The following is a 25772-nucleotide window of genomic DNA, read 5'->3' as shown; positions in this document are numbered from 1 at the left end:
ACCGGGCGTACCCGCCTCCGGGCGAAGCGAGGGGCCGGGGGTGCTCTGGTTCCCGGGGTCGGGGGTGATCGTCGTCACGAGGTGGTTCCTGGCTGGTTTCCATGCTGACCTGGGCTTGCGGCCGGGTCAGCGCCTGAAGGTGACCGGGAGCTTCGCGGGCTTGGCGCCGGTCGGCGGGACCTGGAGGGACTTCAGTGCGAACTCCATGACCTGCTTGTAGACGGGGCCGCAGATCTGGCCGCCGAAGTAGCTGCCCTTGGTGGCGTTCTGGATGGCGCAGTAGACGGTGATGCGGGGTTGGTCGGCGGGCGCGAACCCGGCGAACGACGAGGTGTAGCCCTTGTACTTGCCGGTGGCCGGATCCACGCGGTTGGCCGTGCCCGTCTTGCCCGCGACGCGGTAGCCGGGGATGCGCGCCTTGGTGCCGGTGCCCTCCTCGTCGTCCACGACGGACTCCAGCATCTGGGCGAGGGTCTTCGCCGTCTTGGCGCTCACGACCCGTGTCTTCTCGGGCTTGGGGGCGGGGGTGAAGCGGCCGTCGGGGCCCTTGGTGCCCCGGACGAGCGTGGGTTCGACGCGGACGCCGCCGTTGGCGATGGTCGAGTACACGGACGCCGCCTGCATGGCGTTGATGGAGACGCCCTGGCCGAAAGGGATCGTGTACTGCTGCGAGGTCGACCACTTGTCGGGCGGGGCGAGGATGCCCGGGGTCTCGCCGGGGAAGCCGAGGCCGGTGTAGCGGCCGAGGCCGAACTTGCGCAGGTAGTCGTAGAGGACCTTGTTGGCCTGGGCCTGGGTCTTGCCGAGCTGGCCGGTGGCGAGGATGGTGCCGATGTTGCTGGACTTGGCCAGGACGCCGTTGAGCGTCAGGTACCAGGTCGGGTGGTCGACGTCGTCCTTGAAGAGCCGGTCGCCGCGGTGCAGCCGGTTGGGCACCACGACGTGGGTCATCGGGGTGGCGGCGCCCTCCTCCAGCACGGCCGCCATCGACATGACCTTGGCGGTGGAGCCGGGCTCGAAGGCGTCCTGGAGGGCGGCGTTGCCGAGGGCGGCCGGGTCGGCGTCGGACAGGTCGTTCGGGTCGAAGCCGGGCGAGTTGGCCATGGCCAGGATCTGCCCGGTGCGGGTGTCCTGGACGATGACGTAACCGCGGTCGGCCGCGGACTCCTTCACCTGGTCGGTGATGGCCTTCTGCGCGGCCCACTGGATGTCGCGGTCGATGGTGAGCTCGACGTCGCTGCCGGGGACGGCGGGGGTCTCGGTGGAACCGCCGGCGGTCGGGACGAGTCGGCCGCCGGACTGGGCGTAGCGGATCTTGCCGTCCTTGCCGGCCAGCTGCTTGTTCAGCTGCAGCTCGATGCCGCCGCCGGGCTTGCCCTCGCCGTTGACCCAGCCCAGTATCCCGGCGGCGAGGTCGCCGCCCGGGTACACGCGCTTGCTGGTGGCGACGGAGAAGACGCCCGCGAGCACGTTGTGCACGGACTTGTCGGTCTCCTCCTTCTTCGCCAGCGCGGACTTCAGGTCCTTGATCTGCTTCCAGACCTGCGGAGTCTGGCGGGAGGCCAGTTTCACGTAGCGCAGGGCCTTGTTCTTCGGCCGCAGCTTCTTGACCAGGGTCTCCTGCTCCTGGCCGAGGATGGGCGCGAGCAGGGCCGCCGCCTGCTCGGGGCCGTCGCCGATCTTCAACTGGTCGGGGGCGAACATCGTGGGGTCGGCCGTGATGTCGTAGGCGTCCTCGCTGGTCGCCAGGGCCACACCGCTGCGGTCGGTGATCTCGCCCCGGTCCGCCGCCAGCACCTGCCCGACATAGCGGTTCTGCTCGGCCTTGGCGGCGTACGTGCTCGCGTCGACGGCCTGCACCTGGAACAGCCGCACGACAAAGGCGATCAGCACCAGCGTGAGCGCGAGCCCGACCAGACGCAGCCGGGGCCGGGGGCTGCCCAGCCGCAACGGCTTCGGCGCCGCCGTCCGGCCCGGCCCCGGCCGCCGGGCCGGACGGGCACCGGGCCCGGGCCGACGCCGGGCATCGGGCCCGGGCCGACGCCGGGCATCGGGCCGGGCGGGCCGCGCGGGGCCGGGCACGCGGCGGCGCGGGGGTTCCCTGTCGGACACTTCCGTCACCTGCCGGGGGTCGGGGTGGGCTGGGGACTGGAGGACGCGGACGCGGTGACGGCCGGACGCAGGCGGGGACGGCACCCGGCACTGCGGACAGCGGTCGCCGACAGCCGGGACGACGGCCGCTCCACCGCCGCGCGGCACGCGCCACGGCGGCCACGGACCTCCGGACCACCGGCCTCGGCGGGACCGGGCACGCGGCCGTGCGGTGACTGCCCGGCGGACACCACCGGCAGGGGCGGCAGCGGCCGCCGAGCGGTCTGCCGTGCGGAGCGCGCCACCACGTGCGTCACCCGGCCGAAAGCCCGGTCCGCCGCACACCGCGGGGTGGAACCCGCCTCGAGGGCCGGACGAACGCCGGGGCCGGCGGTAACGGCCGGGCCCGGCACGCGGCGCGGGGGTTCCCTGTCGGACACTTCCGTCACCTGCCGGGGGTCGGGGTCGGGGCGGAGCCGTCGGGCATGGCTTCGGGGGCGAGGACCAGGGGGACGTGGGCGGTGGTCCGCCCGACGCCGGAGGCGGGGCTGGGGACGCCCTTGACCGAGCCGTCGGGCGCGAGGAAGGCGGGGTCGCCGCCGGGGACCATGCCGAGTTCGCGGGCGCGGCGCTGGAGCGCCTCGGGCGCGGAGTAGGCGTCGATGTCCCGCTGGAGGGCCTGTTCCTCGTCGGTGAGGTTCTTCGTCTCGCGCTGGAGGTCGTCGAGCTTGAACGCGCCTTCGCTGAGGGCCGAGTTCAGCACCAGCAGGGCGATGAGACCGCCGCCGAGGAGGAGGACGACCAGGAAGACGAAGGGCGTGCGGGCCGCCTGGCCGGGGCCGGTCGGGAAGAGCCGGGCGAGACGCGCGGCCCTCCCCTTCAGTTCGGGTGTGCTGCTCACTCGCGCTCCCTCGGTCCGGCCTGCACGCGCCTCACTCGACGTCCTCCCTGATGCGCTGGGCCCCGCGCAGCCGGGCCGGCGCCGCCCGCCGGTTCTCGGCGATCTCCTCCTCGGTGGGGAGTTCGGCACCGCGCGTGAGCAGCTTGAGCCGCGGCTGGTAGCGCTCGGGCACGACGGGCAGCCCGGGCGGCGCGGTGGTGGCGGCACCCGCCGCGAACACCTGCTTGACCAACCGGTCCTCCAGCGAGTGGTACGACAGCACGGCGATCCGCCCGCCCACGTCCAGCGCCTTCACGGCGGCCGGGATCGCCCGCTCCAGGACGGCCAGTTCGCCGTTGACCTCGATGCGCAGGGCCTGGAAGGTGCGCTTGGCGGGGTTGCCGCCGGTGCGCTTGGCGGCCTGCGGCAGCGCGTCCCGGATCAGTTCGACCAGCCGCGCGCTGGTGCTGAACGGCTCCTTCTCCCGCTCCCGGACGATCGCGGACACGATCCGCTTGGCCTGCTTCTCCTCGCCGTACGCCCGCAGGATGCGGACGAGTTCGCCCGGCGGGTACGTGTTGAGGACCTCGGCGGCGCTGACCCCGCTCGTCTGGTCCATGCGCATGTCGAGCGGAGCGTCCTGGGCGTAGGCGAAGCCGCGGTCGGCCTCGTCGAGTTGCATGGAGGAGACGCCCAGGTCGAACAGGACGCCCTGCACGCGCGCGATGCCGAGCCTGCGCAGCACCTCGGGGAGTTCGTCGTAGACGGCGTGGACGAGGGTGGCGCGCTCCCCGTGGGGGGCGAGGCGCTCGCCGGACAGGCGCAGGGCCTCCTTGTCGCGGTCGAGGGCGACGAGGCGGACGCCGGGGAACCGCTCCAGGAGTGCCTCGCTGTGGCCGCCGAGGCCGAGGGTGCAGTCGACGACCACCGCGTCCGGCCCTTCCAGGGCGGGTGCCAGCAGGTCCAGGCACCGCTGGAGCATCACCGGGACGTGTCGACTCTCGCTCAAGGGGCCCTCTCAAATCCGGCGGGCCCGTACGCACCGCCGGGTCCCCGCCCGCTCGTGAAGGGGAGGCCTGCCGGCGCCGGAAGCGTCAGCCGACCGGGAGCGGGAGGAGGCCGAGCCGCACGTACGCGCCGCGCACGCGGGGAGATCTCCGGTCGTCGCCGGGATCTCCGAAGAAATCAGTCCAGCGGGGAGAGTCTCGCCTCCCGCTTCGCGTCACTTTAGTCCACCCTGTCTCCCGGTCAATCAACCGGCCTGCGCGTCGCGACCGCCGGCACACCACCCTTGTGGGTTACCTCACTCCAAGGCCCGATGGCGTTCTTTGTCCCCTCTCACAACGGGACGGGAACACGCGTGACCAGTAACGTCATGGATATGACGACTTCTGCATCGGTTCCCACTGGCCCTGACGCCGCGACCGTCGGCGGTACCGTCACCGACCGACTCGTGGACGCGAACCAGCGTTACGCGGCGGCCTTCACCGACCCGGGCATGGACGCCCGTCCGGTTCTGCACGTCGCCGTCGTGGCCTGCATGGACGCCCGCCTCGACCTGCACGCGGCGCTCGGTCTGGAGCTCGGCGACTGCCACACCATCCGCAACGCGGGCGGCGTCGTCACCGACGACGTGATCCGGTCCCTCACCATCAGCCAACGCAAGCTGGGGACGCGCAGCATCGTGCTCATCCACCACACCGGCTGCGGCCTGGAGAGCCTCACCGAGGACTTCCGCAACGAGCTGGAGGCCGAGGTCGGCCAGCGCCCGGCCTGGGCGGTGGAGTCCTTCCGGGACGTCGACCAGGACGTCCGGCAGTCGATGCAGCGCGTGCGCACCTCGCCGTTCCTGCTGCACACCGACGATGTGCGCGGGTTCGTCTTCGATGTGAAGACCGGCCTGCTGCGCGAGGTCGACCCCGCCTCCTGACCTGCTCGCCCACCCCGGAGAACCACCTGCTGTAGCTGTCGAAAGCCTGTCAGTCACACGTTCGAACTGGCGCAAGACCGACATATCGCAGCCAGTTGTCCCCAGTCGAGTGACACGAATCGGTAACGGCAGCAAGAATGCGGGGAGTGGCGTCACGCTGAACATCTCGCGCGTGGTGTCCGTGGTTCGGGGTGGGCCGGCCCGCGTCGTGGGGCGTCGGCCCGGGAAAATGGGGTATCCCGTGCTTCCTGGGAGCAGGGGAAAGGCCGAGGAGGGCCGGGTGACGACCTATGACGATCGAGCGAGCCTCACTGATCTGACCGCCGTGGTGGAACGCGTGCGGGAGTCGGTGGAAGGCGTGATCGAGGGAAAGCCCGAGGTCGTACGGCTCTCGCTGACCGTGCTGCTCGCAGAGGGACATCTACTGATCGAGGACGTCCCGGGAGTCGGCAAGACGATGCTGGCCAAGGCGCTCGCGCGGTCCATCGACTGCTCGGTGCGGCGTATCCAGTTCACGCCCGACCTGCTGCCGTCGGACATCACCGGTGTGTCCATCTGGGACCAGCAGCGCCGCGACTTCGAGTTCAAGCCGGGCGCGATCTTCGCGCAGGTGGTGATCGGCGACGAGATCAACCGCGCCTCGCCCAAGACGCAGTCCGCGCTCCTGGAGTCGATGGAGGAGCGCCAGGTCACCATCGACGGCAAGACCTACGAGCTGCCCAGTCCCTTCATGGTGGTGGCGACGCAGAACCCGGTCGAGATGGAGGGCACCTATCCGCTGCCGGAGGCCCAGCGCGACCGTTTCATGGCCCGCGTCTCGGTCGGCTACCCGAGCGCGGAGGCCGAGCTGCAGATGCTGGACGTGCACGGCGGTGTCTCCCCGCTGGAGGACCTCCAGCCCGTGGCGCACGCGCACGAGATCCTCAAGCTGATCGAGGCGGTGCGCGGCGTGCACGTCGCCGAGCCGGTGCGGCGCTACGCGGTGGACCTGGTCGGCGCCACGCGCACGCACCCCGACCTCAGACTGGGCGCCTCGCCGCGCGCGACGCTGCACCTGCTGCGCGCGGCGAAGGCGACCGCGGCCCTCAGCGGCCGGGAGTACGCGCTGCCGGACGACGTCCAGGCCCTCGCCGTCGCCGTCCTGGCCCACCGCCTGCTGCCCACCGCCCAGGCCCAGCTCAACCGCCGTACGGCCGAGCAGGTCGTCGAGGAGATCCTGCAGCGCACCCCCGTACCGGCGGCGCCGCAGCAGCAGAGCGGCTTCGGCGGGCTCGGCCGGGGCGCGCCGGCGTATCCCCAGCAGCCGCCGCGGAGGCTGTGATGACCACCGCGGGGGCGGGGCACGCGGAGGCCGACCGGGGCGAGAAGGGCGGCATCCGCACCGCCCTGGCCGGTCTGACCACCCGCGGACGCTCCTTCCTGGCCGCCGGCGTCGCGGCCGCCATCTGCAGTTACGTGCTCGGGCAGAGCGACCTGCTGCGCGTCGGCCTGCTCCTGGCGGTGCTGCCGCTGGTGTGCGCGACGGTGCTGTACCGCACGCGCTACCGGGTCGCGGGCAGCCGCCGGCTCTCCCCCGCGCGGGTGCCCTCCGGCAGCGAGGCGCGGGTCCACCTGCGGATGGACAACGTCTCGCGACTGCCCACGGGCCTGCTGATGCTCCAGGACCGGGTGCCGTACGTGCTCGGCCCCCGGCCCCGCTTCGTGCTCGACCGGATGGAGGCGGGCGGCCGGCGCGAGGTGTCCTACCGGGTCCGCTCCGACCTGCGCGGCCGCTACCCGCTGGGCCCGCTCCAGCTGCGCCTGACCGACCCGTTCGGCATGTGCGAACTGACCCGGTCCTTCTCCACGTACGACACGCTGACGGTGATTCCGCGCGTGGAGCCGCTGGCGCCGGTGCGCCTGAGCGGCGAGGCGAAGGGCTACGGCGACGGGCGGCAGCGGTCGCTCGCGCTGGCCGGCGAGGACGACGTCATCCCGCGCGGCTACCGCTACGGCGACGACCTGCGCCGTGTGCACTGGCGCTCCACGGCCCGCTACGGCGAGCTGATGGTGCGTCGCGAGGAGCAGCCGCAGCGCGCCCGCTGCACGGTCCTGCTCGACACCCGGGGCATCGCCTACCGGGGCGCGGGCCCGGACTCGGCCTTCGAGTGGGCCGTGGCCGGCGCCGCCTCCGTGCTGGTGCACATGCTCGAACGCGGCTTCTCGGTACGGCTGCTGACGGACACCGGCAACGCGGTGCCCGGCGAGGGCGGTGACGGCTTCGCGGGCGCGAGCCAGGAGTCGGCCGACGCGGCCGGGCTCATGATGGACACCCTCGCGGTGATCGACCACTCCGACGGCGCGGGTCTGTCCCGGGCGTACGACGTGCTGCGCGGCGGGAACGAGGGGCTGCTGGTGGCCTTCCTCGGCGACCTGGACGAGGAGCAGGCGGCGGTGCTGGGCAGGATGCGGCAGCGCAGCCCGGGCGCGGTCGCCTTCGTGCTCGACAGCGACACCTGGATGCGGGAACCGAGCGACGTGCCCGGGCCGTTGGAAGGGAGCGGGGAGCGGCTGCGCATGCTGCGCGAGTCGGGCTGGACGGCCCTCGGCGTACCGCGGGACGCCTCGCTGGACGAGCTGTGGCGGCAGGCCGACCGCGAGCGCAGGGGCATGGCCGCCGCGAGCGGCGGGGAGGGGCCGTGATGAGCGGGCGGATACGACTGACGCTGGGCGCGTGGGCGGCCACGCTGATGGCCGCGTGCGCCCTGCTGCCCCTCGTGCAACCGGCCACCTGGATCGTGCAGGCGGCCTTCCTGCTGGGCATCCAGTCGGGCGTGGGGGCGGCGGCCCGCAGGGTGCCGCTGGCGCGCCCGCTGACGGTGGCGGCGCAGGCCCTGGTCACCGTGGTGCTGCTGACGTTCGTGTTCACCCGTGAGCAGGCCTTCGCCGGGCTGATCCCCGGGCCGGACGCCATCAACCGCTTCGCGCTCCTGCTCCAGCAGGGCGGGGACGACATCGCGCGGTACGCGATCCCGGCGCCCCTGGAGTCCGACGGCATCCGGCTGATGCTCATCGGCGGGGTGCTGGTCATCGGGCTGCTGGTGGACACCCTCGCGGTGACCTTCCGCAGCGCCGCCCCGGCCGGTCTGCCGCTGCTCGCCCTGTACTCGGTGGCCGCGGGGCTGTCCGACGGGGCCACGGACTGGCTGTGGTTCCTGGTCGCGGCGGCCGGCTATCTGATGCTGCTGCTGGCCGAGGGCCGGGACCGGCTCTCCCAGTGGGGCAGAGTCTTCGCCGGGGCCTCCCGCACGCCCGGCGGGGAGCCGAGCGGCGCGGTCGCACCCGTCCGTACCGGCCGGCGCATCGGCGTGGTGGCGCTGGGCATCGCCCTGGTGGTCCCGCTCGCTCTGCCCGCGATGAACGGCGGCCTGCTGGACTCGGTGGGAGCGGGCGCGGGCCGCGGCACGGGCGGCGGCGGCACGATCTCCGCCGTGAACCCGCTGGTGTCCCTGCGCGACAGTCTGAACGCGGACGAGGACCAGCAGGTCCTGTCCGTGAAGACCGAGATGGCGGACGTCTCGGACCTGTATCTGCGGATCGTGTCCCTGGACGACTTCGACGGCACCACGTGGAAGCCGTCCCGGCGGTCCATCACCGCCGTCCCCGACGGCACGTTCCCGCCCCCGATCGGCCTCAGCCCCGACGTCAAGCGCGCGGAGGTCGACACCACCATCACGGCGGCCGACTGGTACGCCCAGGACTGGCTGCCCATGCCGTACCCGCCGAGCGGCGTGACCATCAGCGGCAACTGGCGTTACGAGCCGCTGGGCATGACCCTGGTCGGCGACCACGGCCAGAACACGCGCGGTCTGCGGTACCAGGTCAGGAGCCTGGACGTGCAGCCGACGGCGGAGCAGCTGGCCTCGGCGGGGCCGCCGCCCCCGGCCATCAAGCGTGACTTCACGGAGTTGCCCGACTCACTGCCGTCGATCGTGGCCCGCACGGCCCGCCAGGTCACCGCGGGCGCCGCCAACCCGTACGACCAGGCGGTCAAGCTCCAGGACTACTTCGCCGTGACCGGCGGCTTCGAGTACGACACGCAGGTGCAGGTCGGCAGCGGCTCGCAGGCGATCGCCCGGTTCCTGACGGACAAGCAGGGCTTCTGCGTGCACTTCTCCTTCGCGATGGCGGCGATGGCCCGCTCCCTGGGCATCCCGGCCCGGGTCGCGGTGGGCTTCGCGCCCGGATCCCCGCAGGCGGACGGCACGGTGTCAGTGGGGCTGCGGGACGCGCACGCCTGGCCCGAGCTGTACTTCGAGGGCGTGGGCTGGACCCGTTTCGAGCCGACGCCGAACCGCGGCTCGATGCCGTCGTACACCCTGCCGGACACCCCGGGCAGCTCCGTGCCGGACGAGGCGCGCCCGACCCAGTCCACGTCGGCGGCGCCCTCCCCGACGCCCTCGACGAGCGAGAGCTGCACGCCGGAGCAGAAGAGGCTGGACGGCGGCTGCGCGAGCGAGTCCCCGGCGGCGGCGCTGCCCACGGGCGGTGACGGCCCGAAGTGGTACGCGATCCTGGCGTGGGCCCTGGCCGGGCTCGCCGTGCTGGTCCTCCCGCTGGCACCGATGCTGTGGCGCCTGCGGACCCGCTCGGTACGGCTGGGGGCGCACGGCCGCGGCGAGGCGGACGCGCTACCGCACACGCTGGCCGTCTGGCAGGAGCTGACGGACACCGCGTGGGACTTCGGCATCGTGCCGGACGAGTCGCAGACGCCGCGCAAGGCGGCCGCCCGCATCGTCCGGCTGGGCGGCCTCGATGGGGAGGCCGCGGCCTCGGTGCACCGGGTGGCGAACGCGGTGGAGCAGGTCCTGTACGCGCCGCACCCCCGCCCGACGGCGGGCCTCACGGACGACGTCCGCCGTGCGACGGCGGGCCTGAGCGCCGCGGTCGGCCGCCCCGCCAGGTTCCGAGCTTTGGTGGCCCCGCGCTCCACCGCCCGCCTGCTGTGGGCGGGGTCGGCCTGGTGGTCGGGGGTCCGGGAACGCGCCCTGGCGCTGCGGCCGACGTGGCGGAAGGCCTCGGGACAGCAAGGCTGAGCCAGGCTGCGGCGGGGGCCGGAGGACACGCGCCCGGGACCCGTACCCGCACGGCTGGCTCCGGGCGGATTCACCGGCCGCAGCCGGCCGGCGGTGACGGCGGTGACGGCGGTGACGGCGGTCTGCAGGGTCGCGAGGGCGGCGACGGAGCCGGTCTCGCCCGGCAGCGTGCCGGTCCGTGATCCGCGCGGGCGATCGGCACGCGGGCATGCGTCAGGGGGTGACCACCTGGTCGGTGGTCACCCCCTGACGTATGTGTTCATTTAGTCCTGGCGAGCGGTGGGGCCGGCTAATGGCCGCCCTGCTCGTCGCGGCGCTTCTGCCAGCGCTGCTCGATGCGGTCCATCATGGAGCGGCGCTGCCTGCCCTGTCGGCGGGCCTGCGGCCCTCCGGCGGCACCGGCGGCCTGTTCGCCCGGCTTGGGAGCCTTGCGCCAGCCGGTCACCGCGAGCACCGCGCAGCCCAGCATGACGAGGAAGCCCACGACGCTGAGCCAGACCTGCTTGGCGACCATACCGGCCATGAGGAGCGCAATACCTACGAGGAAGCCCGCGACCGCCTGGTAGACCCGCCGCCGGGTGTACGTACGCAGCCCGCTTCCCTCAAGCGCCGACGCGAACTTGGGATCTTCGGCGTACAGCGCTCGCTCCATCTGCTCGAGCATGCGCTGCTCGTGCTCCGAGAGCGGCACGGAGTCCTCCTCATCGTGCAGTCGCCGGGGCGACCCGGGGGGTCTCTTCAGGATAGGCAGGGAATCGCCCCCGTGAAACCCGCCCCTCTGCGCCAATTGGCCAACCGGAATCCGCCAGGGACGTCCCGGCTCGCTGAGGCTTCCATTCCCCGGCGGCCGACCCGTCATGCCGGAACGGTCTCCCTCGATCATACGGCGCTCTGCCGCCATTCGGGGGGCCTGTGGCGTACTCCATCCACAGCGCAGGCGCTGATCAGCGGCGGTGACTCAGGAAGCGGCTCAGGCCTCGGCGACCCCGCCGGCCTCATCGGTCTCGGCAGTCCCCTGAGTCTCACCGAGCACATGGAGCTGCGTCGCCACCGAGTGGAAGGCCGGCAGCTCGGCCGCGGCCTCCTCCAGCTTCAGCAGCGCTTCCAGGGCTCCGGGCTCGGTGTCGACGAGGACGCCCGGCACGAGGTCGGCGAAGACCCGCACCCCGTGCACGGCGCCGACCCGCAGTCCCGCGGCCTCGACCAGCTCCGTGAGCTGCTCGGCGGTGAAGCGACGCGGCACGGGGTCACCCGCGCCCCATCGTCCGTTCGGGTCGTCGAGCGCCTGCCGGGCCTCCTTGAAGTGACCGGCGAGAGCGCGGGCCAGCACGGCACCGCCGAGACCGGCGGCGAGCAGGCTGAGGACACCCTCCGGGCGCAGGGCGGCCACCGCGTTGCGGACGCCCTCGGACGGGTCGTCCACGTACTCCAGGACGCCGTGGCACAGCACCACGTCGTAGCCACCGCGCTCGGCGACGTCGAAGAGGCCGTGGGCGTCGCCCTGCACGCCCTTGACCCGGTCGGCGACGCCGGCCTCGGCGGCGCGGCGCTCCAGGGCGAACAGCGCGTTCGGGCTGGGGTCGACGACGGTGACGCGGTGACCGAGGCGGGCGACGGGCACCGCGAAGTTGCCGCTGCCGCCTCCGGTGTCGAGGACGTCCAGCGACTCCCGCCCCGTGGCCTTGACCCGGCGATCGAGGGCGTCCTGGAGGACCTCCCAGACCACGGCGGTACGGAGTGAGGCACGGGGGCGCATCGGGTCCGACACGTCAGTTGACTCCTCGGCGCGGCACCGCCTCTTGCGCGGCGGAGCAGAACGGGGCGCCTTCCCGGCCCCTGCCACGGGGAGGGAAGACTTCAGGCGTCCCCCACCCTATTGCCTCGGACGCGGCGGCCGGCATGACCCGGTGCCGCAACCACGACAGCCGGTCGTGCCGCAACCACGACAGCCGGTCGTGCCGCAACCACGACAGCCGGTCGTGCCGTAACCACGACCTGCCGGTCGTGCCCTAACGATGACCGGCCGGTCAGCCCGCGTCCGGCATGTCCCTCCCCGGCCCGGGGTCCTCAGGCCGCTCCTGGTCCGGGCGCGGCTGCGGGAGGACGGGCTGGAGGACGAGCATGCGCTCGACGAGCCGAAGGAACATCGCCACGTCCCGTATGAGGTCGTCGGCGTCCCGGCCGGTGGCCGCGCCCTGGATGCCCGCCTCCGCCCGGGCGCGGCGCCGGGCTCCGGAGGCGAACAGCGCGCTCCACTCGGTCAGTTCGGGCGCGATCTCGGGGAGCACTTCCCAGGCGCTCCGGATCTTGGCCCGGGCCCGGGGCGAGGTCTCCGGCCGCCCTCGGGCGGCGAGCACGGCGGCGGCCGTGCGCAGGGCGGCGAGGTGGGCGGTCGCGTAGCGCTCGTTCGGGGTTTCCAGGGCGCCTGCCTCGTCCAGTCCGGCGCGGGCCTGGGCGAGCAGGTCGAGGGCGGCGGGCGGGGCCGTGGCCCGGCGGAGCACGGGGTGCACGTCGCTCGCCGGGCCGGTCAGTGAGGGGGCAGGGCCGGTGGCGCGGCGCCGGCGGGCGGCTGCTGCGTGGTAGCTGGCCATGACGAACCTCCTGTCGTCTGTGTGACGGCGCATCCGTTACGGAGTGCCGTATGTGACCCATCGTGAGGTATGGCACTGACAATCCGTTCTGACCTGCGGTTTTGCCTCGATCGTAGGTTCGGAGTAGTTTTTGCACTGACCAGTCAGTTCAAATTCAGGGGAGACTCGTGGGGGAACGGACGGGAGGACGGACGGGAGGGGCGCGGATCACCACCGAGGGCCTCGGGATCAAGGGGCCGAGGGGGTGGGCGGTCCGCGGGATCTCCGTCGACGCCGAGCCGGGGACGCTCATCGCGGTCGAGGGCCCGTCCGGGTCCGGCCGGACGTGCCTGCTGCTCGCGCTGACGGGGCGGATGAAGGTCACGGAGGGCACCGGGGTCGTGGGCGACGCCCGGCTGCCCAAGCAGCTGTCGGCGGTGCGGCGGATCAGCGCCCTGGCGCACGTCCCGGGGGTCACCGACCTCGATCCGGCCCTGACCGTCGGGGAGCACCTGCGCGAGCGGGCGCTGCTCCAGCGGCGCTTCGGCGACTCCCTGCGCGGGCTGCTGCGGCCCCGGAGCGAGCGGGCGGCCGCGGCCGGGCAGCGCATCGACGCGGCACTCGCCGCCGCCGGCCTCGACCTGGAGGCGCTGCCGAAGGGGCCTCGCACCGCCGTCCGCGATCTGGAGCGCCTGGAGGCCTTGCGGCTGTCGGTCGCCCTGGCGCTCGTCGGCCGGCCGAGGCTGCTCGGCGTCGACGACACGGACCTCAAGCTCTCGGACGACGAGCGGGAGGAGGCCTGGGCCCTCCTGGGGTCACTCGCCGACGCCGGGACGACGGTCGTGGCGGTGTGCAGCGAGGCCCCCGAGGGCGCCCTGCGCGTGTCCACCCTCGAGAACCACGCGACCGGCGGGAACGCCGACCAGGGAGAGGAGAAGGCCGATGCGCTCGCCGAGACTGGCCGCGCTTGAGCTCCGCCGCTTCGGCCGGGGCAAGCTGCCGCGCGCCGCGCTGGTCGCGCTGCTGGTGCTGCCGCTGCTGTACGGCGCGCTGTACCTGTGGTCGTTCTGGGACCCGTACGGCCGGCTGGACCGGATCCCCGTGGCGCTCGTGAACGACGACAAGGGCGCCACCGCCGACGGGAAGAGGATCACGGCGGGCGACGACATCACGAAGCGCCTGCACGAGAGCAAGACCTTCGACTGGCGTGAGGTGAGCGCCGCGGAGGCCCGCAGGGGCGTCGAGGACGGCAGCTACTACCTGTCGCTCACGATGCCCGCCGACTTCAGCGAGCGGATCGCCTCCAGTTCCGGGACGTCCCCGGAGACCGGCGCCCTCCAGGTGCGCACCAACGACGCGAACAACTACATCGTCGGCCAGATCTCGCGGACGGTGTTCGGCGAGGTGCGCCAGGCCGCGTCCACGAAGACCTCGCGGTCCTTCCTGGACCGGATCTTCGTCTCGTTCTCCGACATCCACGGCGAGACCGTGAAGGCGGCGAAGGGCGCCGACAAGCTCAAGGGCGGCATCGGCAAGGCCGAGAAGGGCTCCAAGGACCTCGCCGACGGCCTGAAGGACGCCCGGGGCGGCAGCGGGAAGCTGGCCAAGGGCCTGAAGAAGCTGCACACGGGCGCGGGCGACCTCGAGGACGGCTCGAAGCGGGTCGCGGACGGCACGCAGGCGCTCGCCGACAAGGTCAACAGGACCGCCGGCAAGGTGGGCCCGTTCCTCAAGGACAACGAGAAGACCATCGGAGACACGGCCCGGCTCGTCGCCGACTCCTCCGGGGTGATCCGCAAGCACCTGGACACCCTGGTGAAGACGGCCCCGACCGCCGCCAAGGGCGCCCGCGCCGCCTCCGGCACGCTGAGCGACGTCTACGCCCGGCGCTGCGATGACCCCGTTCTGCCCGACGCCGCCTGTGCCGACCTGAAGAAGGCCAGGGACGCGGCCGCCGACGTCACCCTCATCGCGGACGACCTCAACACGCTGATCGCGGACCAGGACGGCGATCTGGCGAAGCTCGACAAGAACCTCGCCGCCCTGCAGAGGCAGTCCCAGGCCCTCGCCGACCGCGCGCCGCACCTCTCCGAGGACCTCGACGACGCCGTCAAGAAGATCAACAAGCTGAACGACGGGGCGGCCGAGGTCGCCGCCGGCGCGAAGAAGCTGCACCAGGGGCTCGGCACGGCCAGGACCGGTGCCGTCGACCTCGACAAGGGCGTCGGCGAGCTGAAGACAGGTGCGGACGACCTGAACGGCGGCATGTTCAAGCTCGTCGACGGATCCGGGAAGCTCGCCGGCGGACTGCACGACGGGGCGGACCGCATCCCCGACTACGACAAGCAGGACCGCGACCGGCGCACGGAGGTCATGGCCGACCCGGTGCGGCTCGCCTCCCAGGACCTGCACAAGGCCCCCAACTACGGCACCGGCTTCGCGCCGTACTTCATCCCGCTGTCGCTGTGGGTGGGCGCGATGGTGGCGTACATGCTGATCGCGCCGATGAACCGGCGCGCGCTCGCCGCGGGCGCCTCCGCGTGGCGCATCGCGCTGGCGGGCTGGCTGCCGGTGGTGGCGATCGGGGTGCTGCAGACGACGGCGCTGATGGCGGTGCTGCACTGGGCGATCGGCCTGGAGATGGCCCGGGCGGCCGGGACGGTCGGCTTCCTGTTCCTGGTGACGGCGTGCTTCGCGGCGATCGTGCAGTGGCTGAACGCGCGCTTCGGGGCGGCGGGCCGGATCCTCGTCCTCGCCCTGCTGATGCTCCAGCTGACCTCGGCGGGCGGCACGTACCCCGTGCAGACCAGTCCCGGCTTCTTCAACGCGCTGCACCCCTTCCTGCCGATGAGTTACGTCGTGGAGGCCCTGCGCAGGCTCATCACGGGCGGCGGTCTCGAACCGGTGTGGCACGCGTGCGTGGTGCTGGCGGCGTTCACCGCCGGTGCCCTCGCGCTGACCGCCGTGGCGGCCCGCCGGCGCCAGATGTGGACGCTGGACCGGCTGCACCCGGAGCTGAGCCTGTGAGCCCTTCGGTCACGTCTCCGGGAAAGGTTCCTGTGACAATCAGGGCCATGGAAAGCAGCAGTGCCGCGTCGGGCGGCAGCACGCGCCGCGAGGCCACCCGGCAGAAGCTCTACGAAGCGGCCGTCACGCTCATCGCCGAGCAGGGGTTCTCCGCCACGACCGTGGACGAGATCGCCGAGCGTGCCGGGGTCGCTAAGGGCACCGTCTACTACAACTTCGCGAGCAAGTCCGTCCTCTTCGAGGAACTGCTGCGCCACGGGGTGGGGCTCCTCACCGCCTCCCTCAGGGAGGCGGCCGAGCGGACCGCCCGGGACGGCGGCGGCAAGGTCGACGCCCTCGACGCGATGATCCGCGCGGGCCTGGTCTTCATCGACCGCTACCCGGCCTTCACCCAGCTCTACGTGGCCGAGCTGTGGCGCACCAACCGGGCCTGGCAGTCGACGCTGATGGTGGTGCGGCAGGAGGCCGTCGCGGTCGTCGAGGGCGTCCTGCGCGAGGGTGTCGACAACGGCGAGTTCAGCGAGGAGATCGACGTGCCGCTGACGGCGGCGGCTCTGGTCGGCATGGTCCTGGTGGCCGCGCTCGACTGGAAGTCCTTCCAGCCGGAACGCTCCCTGGACGACGTCCACGCGGCGCTGTCCCGGCTGCTCCAGGGGCGGGTGAGCGGCTGCCGTTGACGGCGCGGCCGGTGCGGACGTGAAAGCGCCGGTCCGCTGTGGCCGCGTCCCCCGCGGGCCACCTCGAACCGGCGCCTTCCCTGCTCCCCCGTTTTCCTGCTCCCCCGTTTTCCTGCTCCCCCGTACGTCCCCCCGCAGGACCCCCGTTGCGGTCGTCCCCCGGTTCTCCCCCGTGCCTCGCTCCCGCCGACAGCGTCGGCGGAAGGAGCGGATCGTGGGCCAGCCCCGTTCCGGCGCCCCGTGTCGCCGGTGCCGGAGCCGTGCCCCTCTCCGTGACTCCACTCTCTCGTTTTCGCAGGTCGCTCCCCATCCGCGCGCGTACTCAACTCCCTCACTAGGTACGGATACTCAGTGCTGCGCACCCGGCCCCAGAGCGCTCCTCGGGCGACTGGTCACGATCACCTCCGCGCCCGTACTCGGGAGGTGGCCGGCGAGGCTGTCGATGGGGACTGTCGGTGGGGACTGTCGGTGGGGACTGTCGGTGGGGACTGTCGGTGGGGGCGGATAAAGTCCCTGGCATGGCACGGATTGCGGTGATCGGCGCCGGGATGGGCGCGCTGTCGGCCGCCGCCCGGCTGGCCGTCGCGGGCCACCGGGTGGCGGTGTACGAGCGGACGGACACGTACGGCGGGGCGCTGCGCCGCTTCGAGCGCGACGGGTTCTCCTTCGACACGGGCCCCGCCCTGCTCCCGCTGCCCGCCGTCTACCGCGACCTGTTCGTCAAGACCGGCAAGGAGCCGCTGGAGGCGTGTGTCGAGCTGGTCCAGGTCGACCCGTCGTCCCGGCACGTGTTCGCGGACGGCACGGCGGTGTCCCTGCCGAACGCCTCGCGCGCGGGCGTCGTCGCCGCGCTGGACGAGGCCCTCGGCTCGGGCGCGGGAAAGCGCTGGGGCGACTTCCTGGTCCGGGCCCGCGAGGCCTGGGACCGGACCCGCCGGCCCCTCCTGGAGGAGCCGCTGTGGCCGAACTGGCAGGTGCTGGCGGACCGCGAGCCCTACCCGGCGGTGCCCCACAAGCGACTGCTGCGCACCCGCCGGGCGGGCATACTCGCCGAGGTCGGCGCCTGGGAGCTGCGCGACCCCCGGCTCGCCGCCCTCCTTGAGAACTACGCCCTGGCGCAGGGCCTGGATCCCCGGGTCACCCCGGCGAGCGCGGCGGTCCTTCCGTACATGGAGCACGCCTTCGGCACCTGGTACGTGCGCGGGGGCATGCGGGAGCTGGCGCGCGCGGTGTACGAGCGATGCCTGGCCCGGAAGGTCGAGTTCCGTTTCGGCGCCGAGGTCACCGGCGTGCTGGAGAAGGACGGCCGGGCCTCAGGGGTGGAGTTCGCGGACGGGACGGTCGCGGAGGCCGACTTCGTGGTGGCCGGAGTGGCACCCGGCGTGCTGGACCGGCTCACGGCGGGCCATGCGGTGCGCGGCGACGGCGAGGTGCCCGCTCAGCGGGCGGCGGCCGGACGGCTGACGGTCCTGCTCGCCCTGCGCGGCGCCCGCCCCGAGGGCACCGCCCATCGCACGGTGGTCCACACCCAGGACCGGGAGGCGGAGTTGGACGCCCTGTTCGGCGCGGCGGCGCGGCACGCGGATCCGACCGTGACGGTGCTGCGGCCCGGCGACCCGCGGTCGGCCCCGGAGGAGCACGAGGCGGTCACCCTCACGACGGTGGTTCCCGCCCGGCCCGACCGGTCCTGCGAGGACCTCGCCGCACACATGATCTCGGTCGCCGAACGGGCCGTGCCCGACCTGCGCGACCGCCTCCTCTGGCACGAGGTGCGTACCCCGGCCGACATCGCGGAGGCGACGGGCGCGGAGGACGGTTCGGTGCCCGTACCGGCGCTGGCGGCGGCCGGGGGGCGTCTGCTGCACCCGTCCAACAGCACCCGTCTGCCAGGACTGTTCGCGGTCGGCGGCTGGGCTCACCCCGGCGGCGGACTGCCGCACGCGGGCATGTCGGGCGCGCTCGTCGCGGGACTGATCGTGGAGGGACCGGACTTCCGGGGCTCGCAGTGACCGGCCCCGCCTCGGAGCCTTGGCCTCGGAATCGGAACTCAGGCTTCAGAAACGGTACTGCTCGTCGAAGCCGTTCCCGTGCGTCTGCTGCTGCCCGCCGCCCTGGTACGGGTACGGCTGCTCCGGCGGCAGTTCCTGCCCGTACTCGTCGGTGTTGCGCTGCTGCGGGACCCAGACGCCGCCGGGCGGCGTCTCGCCGCCGTAGGTGCCGGCGTACTGGTCCTGCCCGTATCCCTGCTGCTGGCCGTAGTACTGCTGGTCGCCGTAGCCGGTGGTGTCGTACCCGCCCGGGCCGTAGGTGGACGAGCCGATGTACGGGTCCGAGTAGGCGGCGTACTGCTGCTGGCCGGTGGCGTCGTAGCCCTGCTGCTGGCCGTAGCCCGAGTAGTCGTAGGCGTAGGACGCGTCGCCGGCCTGGGCGGCGTACTGGTCGTGGGACTGGGCCTGGTATCCGGTGTCGCCGTAGACGCCGTAGGAGCCGGTCTCGTCGGGCACGGGCTGCGGCTCGTAGACGGCGGTGGTCTCGGCGTCCGCCGCCCGGGCCGGCCGCGACGGCGTGAAGACGTCGTCGCGGTCGTAGTCGTCGTCGCGGTCGTAGTCGTCGTGGCCGTAGGCGACGCTGTCGCGGCGGTGGTCGGCGTCCTCGTCGCCGTAGCCGCCGTCGGCCGCCTCCAGGCCGGAGACCTCCAGGGTCGGCTCCTGGCGGCCGCGTTCACCGCGGCGGCGCTTGCTGCCGCCCAGCATCGGCGCGTTCATGGCCCAGCCGGACGCGAAGCCGCTGCGGAAGGACAGGGTGACGTAGGTCTGGCCTACCGCGAAGGCGGCCGCGCCGAGTCCGATCACGACGACCGACGGGATCAGGACACCGACCACGACACCGAGGAAGCCGACGAAGGCCAGCAGTCGCCAGCGCAGCCGCGCCTTGTACTGCAGCAGCACCTCGCCCAGCAGCCACAGCGCGACGACGCCGAACGCGATGTAGAGGACCGCCCAGCCCATGTACGCCCCTCTCCCAGTGGCCGCTACGCAGTGTGTCGTATACCGGTGCGAACGGTCTAGGCCTGCGCCGGGTGGTGCAGGCCCAGGTTCTCGTAGATTTCCAGTGTCGCGGTGGAGTTGTTGAGCGTGATGAAGTGCAAGCCGGGCACACCCTCGGCGAGCAGCCGCGCACAGAACTCCGTGGCGAATTCGATCCCAATGGAGCGTACAGCGGCCGGATCGTCTTTTGCTGTGAGGATCCGCTCTTTCAGGGCGGCCGGGAACGACGCGTTGGTGAGGGACCCGATCCGCTCCAACGTCTTCACGCTCGCGATCGGCATGACCTCGGGAATGATCGGGGTGTCGCAGCCGGCGGCCGAGACGCGGTCGCGCAGCCGGAGGTAGTCCTCCGGGTGGAAGAACATCTGCGTGATGGCGTAGTCCGCGCCCGCGCGGCACTTGTCGACGAAGTGGCGGACGTCGGTGTCCCAGTCGGTGGAGCGCGGGTGCATCGCCGGGAAGGCGGCGACGCCCACACAGAAGTCGCCGGACGCCTTGATCAGCTCGACGAGCTCGGCGGCGTAGGCCAGACCCCGGGGGTGGGGCACCCACTCGCCCATCGGGTCGCCGGGCGGGTCGCCGCGCAGGGCGAGCATGTTGCGGATCCCGGCGTCGGCGTACTGCCCGATGATGTTGCGCAGGTCGGCCACCGAGTGGTCGACCGCGGTGAGGTGGGCGATCGGCGTGAGGGTGGTGTCGGAGGCGATCGCCTCGGTCGCCTTGACCGTGCCCGCGCGGGTGGAGCCGCCGGCGCCGTAGGTCACGGAGACGAAGTCGGGTGCCACCGCCTCGACCCGGCGCAGCGCGTTCCACAGGTTCCGCTCGCCCTTCGGTGTCTTGGGGGCGTAGAACTCGAACGAGTACGTCGTCTTGCCGGTCGCGAGCATGTCGCGGACGGTGCGCGCGTGGTCCGATCTGATGGATGCGGTGCCGAGGGCCATACCGGCAGGTTAGCCAGGGGCGGTCGCTCTCCCAACCGAACGCGGATATTTGACCTATTTGTCTACTTGCTGTCCACTCCTTGGACAGCCCGGCGTCACTCCTTCTCGCGCAGCCGCTTCGCGAATTCGGACGCCGCCGCACCCGGGTCGTCGGCCTCGGTGATCGCCCGGACGACGACCACGCGCCGGGCCCCGGCTTCCAGGACCTGGTCGAGGTTGCCGAGGTCGATGCCGCCGATGGCGAACCAGGGCCGGTCGGTGCCGAGGGCCGCGGTGGACCGGACGAGGTCCAGGCCGGGGGCGTGGCGGCCGGGCTTGGTGGGGGTCGGCCAGCACGGGCCGGTACAGAAGTAGTCCACGCCGTCCTGGACGGCGGCCGCGGCGGCCTCGGACTCGGCGTGGGTGGAGCGGCCGATCAGGACGTCGTCGCCGAGGATCGCCCGGGCCGCGGGGACCGGGAGGTCGCCCTGGCCGAGATGGAGCACGTCGGAACCGGCGGCGTGGGCGACGTCCGCCCGGTCGTTGACCGCGAGGAGCTTGCCGTGCCGGGCGCAGGCCTCGGCGAAGACGGCCAGGTGCTCCAGCTCCTCGGCGGCCTCCATGCCCTTGTCCCGCAGCTGCACGATGTCGACCCCGCCGGCCAGCACGGCGTCGAGGAACTCCACGAGGTCGCCCTGCCGCGTGCGGGCGTCGGTGCACAGGTAGACCCGGGCGTCGGCGAGCTGGGCCCGTGCGGTGGTGGCGGTGCCGGACATGCGTGTCCCCCCTGGGTGTCGGTGGCGCGGGCGGGCCCGCGGGTGCGTCGGTGCCGTACGGCTGCGGGAGCGCCCCTACGGCTGCGGGAGCGCCCCTGTCCCGCCGCGACACCTCGGGCACCCTACGCCCCTTCCCGGGCCGCCGGGGGCGCTCACGGCCTCGCACGGGCACGCCCGGCCCCCGGGCCGTGACCCCCACGGGCCACGGCCCACACCGGGCGGGTTGTTCGGGCCGGCCCCGCTCGCGCGGCGCCGGACGGTTGTTCGGTCGAGGTCGGGTCAGACCGCGAGTGCCTGGGCGCGGCGCTTCACCTCCGTGCCGCGGTTCTCGCTCAGCGCCTGCGCCGGCGTGCCGGGCAGGGACGGGTCGGGGGTGAACAGCCACTCCAGCATCTCTTCGACCGTGAAGCCGTCGTCCCGCAGGAGCGTCAGGGTGCCGGACAGGCCCTTGACGACCTTGTCCCCGTCGATGAAGGCGGCGGGGACGTGCAGCGCGCGGTTCTCACCACGGCGTACGGCGATGAGCTGGCCCTCCTTGACCAGCTGCCGCACACGCGTCACCTCGACGCCGAGCTGTTCGGCGATGTCGGGGAGGGTGAGCCAGGCGGGGACGAGAGCATCGATCTTTGCGTCAATCTCGGTCACGGAAACCAGCCTGCCATCCACCACTGACAGTCGGAAGTCGGCCCGGTCCACCTGGGCGGACGCGCCGGGGCGGGACCGGGCGCCCGGGCCCTACGCCGTGGCCGCTTTCAGGGGCCTCGCCGGGTCCTGGAGCAGCACCGGATCCATCGGCGCGCCCGCCTCGATCAGGCGGCGGCCCTGCGCCAGGTCCCGGGGGCGGCCCACCGCCAGCAGCGCCACCAGCCGGTCCCCGCGCAGCCAGCAGACCGTCCAGGCGGGACCGGACGGGTCACCCCGCCACAGCGCGGTGTCGGCGGCCGCGTGGTGCCCGGCGTACTGCACGAACCGTCCGAACTGCTCGGACCAGAAGTACGGCACCGGGTCGTAGACCGCCGGGGTCTCGCCGGTGGCCCGGCCGATGATGTTCGACGCGACCGTGCGCGGGCCCTGGAGGGCGTTGTCCCAGTGGTGCACGAGCAGGCGCTCGCCGTACCGGCCCGAGGGGAAGGAGGCGCAGTCGCCGACCGCGTAGACGTCCGGCGCGGAGGTGCGCAGGTGCTCGTCGGCCACGATCTCGCCGTGGGCGCCGAGCTCGACCCCGGAGCCGGCCAGCCACGCCGTCGCCGGGCGGGCGCCGATGCCGACGACGACCGCGTCCGCGGGCAGCCGGGAGCCGTCGTCGAGGAGCACCGCGCCGGGCTCGACGCGCGCCACGCGCGCGTGGGTGCGCAGCACGGCGCCCGCGTCCTCGTACCAGCGGGCCATCGGGGCGGCGACCTCGGCGGGCAGCGCCCCGGCCAGCGGCCGTTCGGCGGCCTCCACGACGGTCACCGCGCAGCCCGCCTCGCGCGCGGCCGTGGCGAACTCCGCGCCGATCCAGCCCGCGCCGACGACCACGATGTCGTGCTGGCGGGCCAGCACCGGACGCAGCCGCTCGGCGTCGTCCAGGGTGCGCAGCAGATGCACACCGGGCACGCCCTCCGCGCCGGGCAGCCGGACGGGTTCGGCGCCGGTCGCGACGACCAGGACGTCGTACGGCACGGCCCCGTTCTCGGTGGCGAGCTCGTGGTCTCCGGGGCGCAGGCCGAGCACCTCGCAGCCGAGGCGCAGCTCGATGCCGAGGGCCTCGAAGTCGACGTCGAAGGCGGAGCCCTCCGCTTTGCCGAGCAGGACGGCCTTGGACAAAGGGGGCCGGTCGTACGGCTGGTGGGGTTCGGCGCCGATCAGGAGCACGGTGCCGGTGAAGCCCTGCTCGCGCAGGGCGACGGCGGTCTGCACACCGGCCATGCCCGCGCCCGCCACGACCACGCGCCGCGGCGCGGACGAACCTGGTTCCTGCGTCTGCTCGCTCACCTGATCACCATAGACAACTGACATTTCGTCAGTCAGTGCTCATCCGCCGTGACCTGCTCCACAACGCTGGTTCCGCTGCCCGCCTGGGACTCCCACTCCCAGCTCTCCTCCAGCCGCACCCGCCCGTCGGGCAGTTCCACGACCGTCGACACGCAGTGCCCGGAGGAGGTGGTCCCATCCCCCTTGAGCTGTACGTACCGGAAGTCCAGTCTGTCGCCCTCCCGGGTACCCACGAGATGCCCGCGTACGACGTCGCCGCCCGCGTACTCGGCCCAGACCTCGCCGTCCTTCTCGTGGTACGTGAACCGGGTGCGGGTCCCCACCTGGCCGGGTGCCTGGTCGGCGACGGGGGCGAGGACGAGTCCGTCGAGGGACCGGGCCATGGCGGTGGCTCCCTTACTGCGGCATGTGGCATCGGGCTAGGGTGGGTGGCCAACGTAAGGCACTCGCGGGAGCCCGGACGCACCGGGCTGAGAGGGAGGCTGGCGGCCTCCGACCGTACGAACCTGATCCGGGTCATGCCGGCGAAGGGAGGGGCTGGACGCCCATGTCGCGTACGCGCACGTCAGACGTCCTCGTCATCGGGGGCGGGATCATCGGCCTGGTCACCGCGTGGCGGGCCGCGCAACGCGGGTTCGCCACGGCCGTGGCGGACCCCGAGCCGGGTGGCGGCGCCGCTCAGGTGGCGGCCGGGATGCTGGCCGCCGTCACGGAGCTGCACTACGGCGAACAGACCCTGCTCGGCCTGAACCTCGCCTCCGCCCGCCGCTACCCGGACTTCGCGGCCGAGCTCACCGAGCTGACCGGCCACGACCTCGGCTACCGGCGGTGCGGCACGCTCGCCGTGGCGCTGGACGCCGACGACCGGGCCCACCTGCGCGAACTGCACGCCCTGCAGCAGCAGTCGGGCCTGGAGTCGCAGTGGCTGTCGGGGCGAGAGTGCCGCCGTCTGGAGCCGATGCTCGCGCCGGGCGTGCGCGGCGGGCTGCGGGTCGACGGCGACCACCAGATCGACCCGCGGCGCCTGGCCGGGGCGCTGCTGGCCGCGTGCGAGCGGGCGGGCGTGGTCTTCCACCACGCGTGGGCGGAGCGGCTGACCGTCGTGGGGGACCGGGCCACCGGTGTCGTCACCGCCGACGGGACCGAGCTGGGCGCCGGGCAGGTCGTGCTGGCCGGGGGCAGCCTGAGCGGGCGGCTCGCGGGCGTCCCGGAGGACGTGCTGCCGCCCGTGCGGCCGGTGAAGGGGCAGGTCGTCCGGCTGACCATGCCGGGACGGCACGGACCGTTCCTCAGCCGGACCGTGCGCGCGGTCGTGCGCGGCAGCCACGTCTACCTGGTGCCGCGCGAGAGCGGCGAGCTGGTGATCGGGGCGACCAGCGAGGAGCTGGGCTGGGACACCACCGTCACCGCGGGCGGCGTCTACGAGCTGCTGCGCGACGCGCACGAGCTGGTCCCCGGCATCACCGAACTGCCGCTCACCGAGACCCGCGCCGGACTGCGCCCCGGCTCGCCCGACAACGCGCCGCTGCTCGGCCCGACCGGCCTCGACGGACTGCTGCTGGCCACCGGGCACTACCGCAACGGCGTCCTGCTCACGCCGGTCACCGGCGACGCCCTGGCGCACGCCCTGGCGACGGGCGACCTCCCCGAGGAGGCCCGCCCCTTCACACCGAAGCGCTTCAGTACCGCCACCGCACTCACGGAGCAGCCCGCATGAACATCTCCGTCAACGGGGAGCCCCGGGACGTCCGGCCCGGCACGGCTCTCGACACCGTCGTGAAGTCGCTGACCACCTCGCCCTCGGGAGTGGCCGCCGCCCTCAACGAAACCGTCGTCCCGCGCACGCAGTGGCCGTCCACGCCCCTCTCCGAGGGGGACCGCGTGGAAGTCCTCACCGCCGTCCAAGGAGGCTGACCATGGCCGACGATCCGTTCGTCCTCGGGGGTACGTCCTTCACGTCCCGCCTGATCATGGGCACGGGCGGGGCGCCCAGCCTCGACGTGCTGGAGCGGTCGCTGGTCGCCTCCGGGACGGAGCTGACGACCGTCGCCATGCGCCGCGTGAACCCCTCGGTGCACGGCTCGGTGCTGTCCGTCCTGGAGAAGCTCGGCATCAGCGTGCTGCCCAACACGGCGGGCTGCTTCACCGCCGGGGAGGCCGTCCTCACGGCCCGGCTCGCGCGCGAGGCCCTCGGCACCGACCTGATCAAGCTGGAGGTCATCGCCGACGAGCGCACGCTGCTGCCGGACCCGATCGAGCTGCTGGAGGCGGCCGAGACGCTCGTCGACGACGGCTTCACGGTGCTGCCGTACACCAACGACGACCCCGTGCTGGCCCGCAAGCTCGAGGACGTGGGCTGCGCGGCGATCATGCCGCTCGGCTCGCCCATCGGCTCCGGGCTCGGCATCCGCAACCCGCACAACTTCCAGCTGATCGTCGAGCACGCGCGCGTGCCGGTGATCCTGGACGCGGGCGCCGGGACGGCGTCGGACGCGGCGCTGGCGATGGAGCTGGGGTGCGCCGGTGTGATGCTCGCCTCGGCGGTGACGCGGGCCCAGGAGCCGGTGTTGATGGCCGACGCCATGCGGCACGCGGTGGAGGCCGGGCGGCTGGCGTACCGGGCGGGGCGGATCCCGCGGCGGCACTTCGCGGAGGCGTCGTCGCCCGCGGAGGGCAGGGCGGCGCTGGACCCGGAGCGGCCCGCCTTCGGGTGAGGGTGCGCCGGGCACGTCACAGGTCGGCTGCAGTACCGGTGCGATCTTCGGCGTGCTGCGCGGGGTGACAGTGGTGGCTCGTACACTC

Annotated in this window: 23 protein-coding genes and 1 riboswitch; of the genes, 11 read left to right on the top strand and 12 right to left on the bottom strand. The window is 73.2% G+C overall.

Annotated elements, in window-relative coordinates:
- Positions 1 to 126 precede the first annotated feature (126 nt).
- From ACSUPV_RS30065 to rsmH, 3 genes are all read right to left on the bottom strand, one after another.
- Positions 127 to 2112, bottom strand: coding sequence for a peptidoglycan D,D-transpeptidase FtsI family protein (locus tag ACSUPV_RS30065; RefSeq protein WP_436948920.1), 1986 nt, complete (start codon positions 2110 to 2112; stop codon positions 127 to 129).
- Positions 2113 to 2536: 424 nt separating this feature from the next.
- Positions 2537 to 2992, bottom strand: a complete 456-nt coding sequence (locus ACSUPV_RS30060) for a septum formation initiator family protein (RefSeq protein ID WP_031115760.1) — start codon at positions 2990 to 2992, stop codon at positions 2537 to 2539.
- 31 nt (positions 2993 to 3023) lie between these two features.
- Entirely contained in the window at positions 3024 to 3980 is a 957-nt protein-coding gene (gene rsmH / locus ACSUPV_RS30055; protein ID WP_078650952.1) for a 16S rRNA (cytosine(1402)-N(4))-methyltransferase RsmH, read from the bottom strand.
- A 309-nt stretch (positions 3981 to 4289) separates the two neighbouring features.
- On the opposite strand from rsmH, the gene ACSUPV_RS30050 reads away from it, so the two are divergent.
- The 4 genes from ACSUPV_RS30050 (at position 4290) to ACSUPV_RS30035 (ending at position 9976) form a co-directional block, all read left to right on the top strand.
- Positions 4290 to 4901 (top strand): beta-class carbonic anhydrase, encoded by a 612-nt coding sequence (locus ACSUPV_RS30050; RefSeq protein WP_382611109.1) that lies wholly within the window; start codon positions 4290 to 4292, stop codon positions 4899 to 4901.
- A gap of 280 nt (positions 4902 to 5181) precedes the next feature.
- Positions 5182 to 6222, top strand: coding sequence for an AAA family ATPase (locus ACSUPV_RS30045; RefSeq protein WP_031115763.1), 1041 nt, complete (start codon positions 5182 to 5184; stop codon positions 6220 to 6222).
- Complete coding sequence (locus ACSUPV_RS30040) at positions 6222 to 7583, top strand: DUF58 domain-containing protein (RefSeq protein WP_031115764.1); 1362 nt, start codon at positions 6222 to 6224, stop codon at positions 7581 to 7583. Before ACSUPV_RS30045 ends, ACSUPV_RS30040 begins: the two co-directional genes overlap by 1 nt.
- Positions 7583 to 9976 carry a transglutaminase TgpA family protein gene (locus tag ACSUPV_RS30035; protein WP_436948919.1) on the top strand — a complete coding sequence of 798 codons (2394 nt, stop codon included), beginning with the start codon at positions 7583 to 7585 and terminating at the stop codon, positions 9974 to 9976. The genes ACSUPV_RS30040 and ACSUPV_RS30035 overlap by 1 nt, the downstream gene beginning before the upstream one ends.
- Positions 9977 to 10265: 289 nt before the next feature.
- Here the strand turns inward: ACSUPV_RS30035 and ACSUPV_RS30030 are convergent, their stop codons facing one another.
- The 3 genes from ACSUPV_RS30030 to ACSUPV_RS30020 all read right to left on the bottom strand — a co-directional run bounded on the left by ACSUPV_RS30030 (position 10266) and on the right by ACSUPV_RS30020 (position 12567).
- A complete protein-coding gene (locus ACSUPV_RS30030; protein WP_037765734.1) occupies positions 10266 to 10667 on the bottom strand; it encodes a DUF3040 domain-containing protein in 402 nt (133 codons plus the stop codon).
- A gap of 279 nt (positions 10668 to 10946) precedes the next feature.
- On the bottom strand, positions 10947 to 11744 hold the full coding sequence (locus tag ACSUPV_RS30025; protein WP_359790269.1) for a methyltransferase: 798 nt from the start codon (positions 11742 to 11744) through the stop codon (positions 10947 to 10949).
- Between the two features lie 259 nt (positions 11745 to 12003).
- The gene (locus tag ACSUPV_RS30020; RefSeq protein ID WP_031115768.1) at positions 12004 to 12567 is read right to left on the bottom strand and encodes an SAV_6107 family HEPN domain-containing protein; all 564 of its coding nucleotides are present in this window, start codon (positions 12565 to 12567) and stop codon (positions 12004 to 12006) included.
- 167 nt (positions 12568 to 12734) lie between these two features.
- On the opposite strand from ACSUPV_RS30020, the gene ACSUPV_RS30015 reads away from it, so the two are divergent.
- From ACSUPV_RS30015 to ACSUPV_RS30000, 4 genes are all read left to right on the top strand, one after another.
- Positions 12735 to 13517 carry an ATP-binding cassette domain-containing protein gene (locus ACSUPV_RS30015; protein ID WP_031115769.1) on the top strand — a complete coding sequence of 261 codons (783 nt, stop codon included), beginning with the start codon at positions 12735 to 12737 and terminating at the stop codon, positions 13515 to 13517.
- Positions 13489 to 15573, top strand: a complete 2085-nt coding sequence (locus ACSUPV_RS30010) for a YhgE/Pip family protein (RefSeq protein WP_436948918.1) — start codon at positions 13489 to 13491, stop codon at positions 15571 to 15573. The genes ACSUPV_RS30015 and ACSUPV_RS30010 overlap by 29 nt, the downstream gene beginning before the upstream one ends.
- A 47-nt stretch (positions 15574 to 15620) precedes the next feature.
- The gene (locus ACSUPV_RS30005) at positions 15621 to 16250 is read left to right on the top strand and encodes a TetR/AcrR family transcriptional regulator (protein ID WP_037765744.1); all 630 of its coding nucleotides are present in this window, start codon (positions 15621 to 15623) and stop codon (positions 16248 to 16250) included.
- Positions 16251 to 16768: 518 nt separating this feature from the next.
- Positions 16769 to 18259 carry a phytoene desaturase family protein gene (locus ACSUPV_RS30000; RefSeq protein WP_382611123.1) on the top strand — a complete coding sequence of 497 codons (1491 nt, stop codon included), beginning with the start codon at positions 16769 to 16771 and terminating at the stop codon, positions 18257 to 18259.
- A gap of 45 nt (positions 18260 to 18304) precedes the next feature.
- Here ACSUPV_RS30000 and ACSUPV_RS29995 read toward each other — a convergent pair whose 3' ends face one another.
- The 6 genes from ACSUPV_RS29995 to ACSUPV_RS29970 form a co-directional block, all read right to left on the bottom strand.
- Positions 18305 to 19258 (bottom strand): hypothetical protein, encoded by a 954-nt coding sequence (locus ACSUPV_RS29995; RefSeq protein ID WP_037765750.1) that lies wholly within the window; start codon positions 19256 to 19258, stop codon positions 18305 to 18307.
- A gap of 56 nt (positions 19259 to 19314) precedes the next feature.
- Positions 19315 to 20238, bottom strand: a complete 924-nt coding sequence (gene metF / locus ACSUPV_RS29990) for a methylenetetrahydrofolate reductase [NAD(P)H] (RefSeq protein WP_031115775.1) — start codon at positions 20236 to 20238, stop codon at positions 19315 to 19317.
- A 95-nt stretch (positions 20239 to 20333) separates the two neighbouring features.
- Positions 20334 to 20993, bottom strand: coding sequence for a thiamine phosphate synthase (gene thiE / locus ACSUPV_RS29985; protein WP_037765755.1), 660 nt, complete (start codon positions 20991 to 20993; stop codon positions 20334 to 20336).
- A gap of 279 nt (positions 20994 to 21272) precedes the next feature.
- Positions 21273 to 21638, bottom strand: a complete 366-nt coding sequence (locus ACSUPV_RS29980; protein WP_020274483.1) for an Rv2175c family DNA-binding protein — start codon at positions 21636 to 21638, stop codon at positions 21273 to 21275.
- A gap of 90 nt (positions 21639 to 21728) precedes the next feature.
- Entirely contained in the window at positions 21729 to 22970 is a 1242-nt protein-coding gene (locus tag ACSUPV_RS29975) for an NAD(P)/FAD-dependent oxidoreductase (RefSeq protein ID WP_436948917.1), read from the bottom strand.
- Between the two features lie 32 nt (positions 22971 to 23002).
- Complete coding sequence (locus ACSUPV_RS29970; protein ID WP_031115778.1) at positions 23003 to 23353, bottom strand: hypothetical protein; 351 nt, start codon at positions 23351 to 23353, stop codon at positions 23003 to 23005.
- A 55-nt stretch (positions 23354 to 23408) separates the two neighbouring features.
- A riboswitch (TPP riboswitch) is annotated at positions 23409 to 23520 on the top strand.
- Here ACSUPV_RS29970 and thiO point away from each other — a divergent pair.
- The 3 genes from thiO to ACSUPV_RS29955 all read left to right on the top strand — a co-directional run bounded on the left by thiO (position 23518) and on the right by ACSUPV_RS29955 (position 25684).
- On the top strand, positions 23518 to 24687 hold the full coding sequence (gene thiO, locus ACSUPV_RS29965) for a glycine oxidase ThiO (protein ID WP_037765761.1): 1170 nt from the start codon (positions 23518 to 23520) through the stop codon (positions 24685 to 24687). Its footprint overlaps the riboswitch before it by 3 nt.
- Positions 24684 to 24884: a sulfur carrier protein ThiS gene (thiS, locus tag ACSUPV_RS29960; protein ID WP_031115781.1), complete on the top strand. Its 201-nt coding sequence runs from the start codon at positions 24684 to 24686 to the stop codon at positions 24882 to 24884. Before thiO ends, thiS begins: the two co-directional genes overlap by 4 nt.
- 2 nt (positions 24885 to 24886) lie before the next feature.
- A complete protein-coding gene (locus ACSUPV_RS29955; RefSeq protein ID WP_436948916.1) occupies positions 24887 to 25684 on the top strand; it encodes a thiazole synthase in 798 nt (265 codons plus the stop codon).
- Positions 25685 to 25772: the final 88 nt, after the last annotated feature.

The sequence above is a fragment of the Streptomyces sp. SudanB52_2052 genome (assembly GCF_964272415.1).
GTDB classification, from domain to species: Bacteria; Actinomycetota; Actinomycetes; order Streptomycetales; family Streptomycetaceae; genus Streptomyces; species Streptomyces olindensis.
Note: the sequence above shows the minus strand (reverse complement) of the source record. Positions and strands in the feature narration are given on the sequence as shown.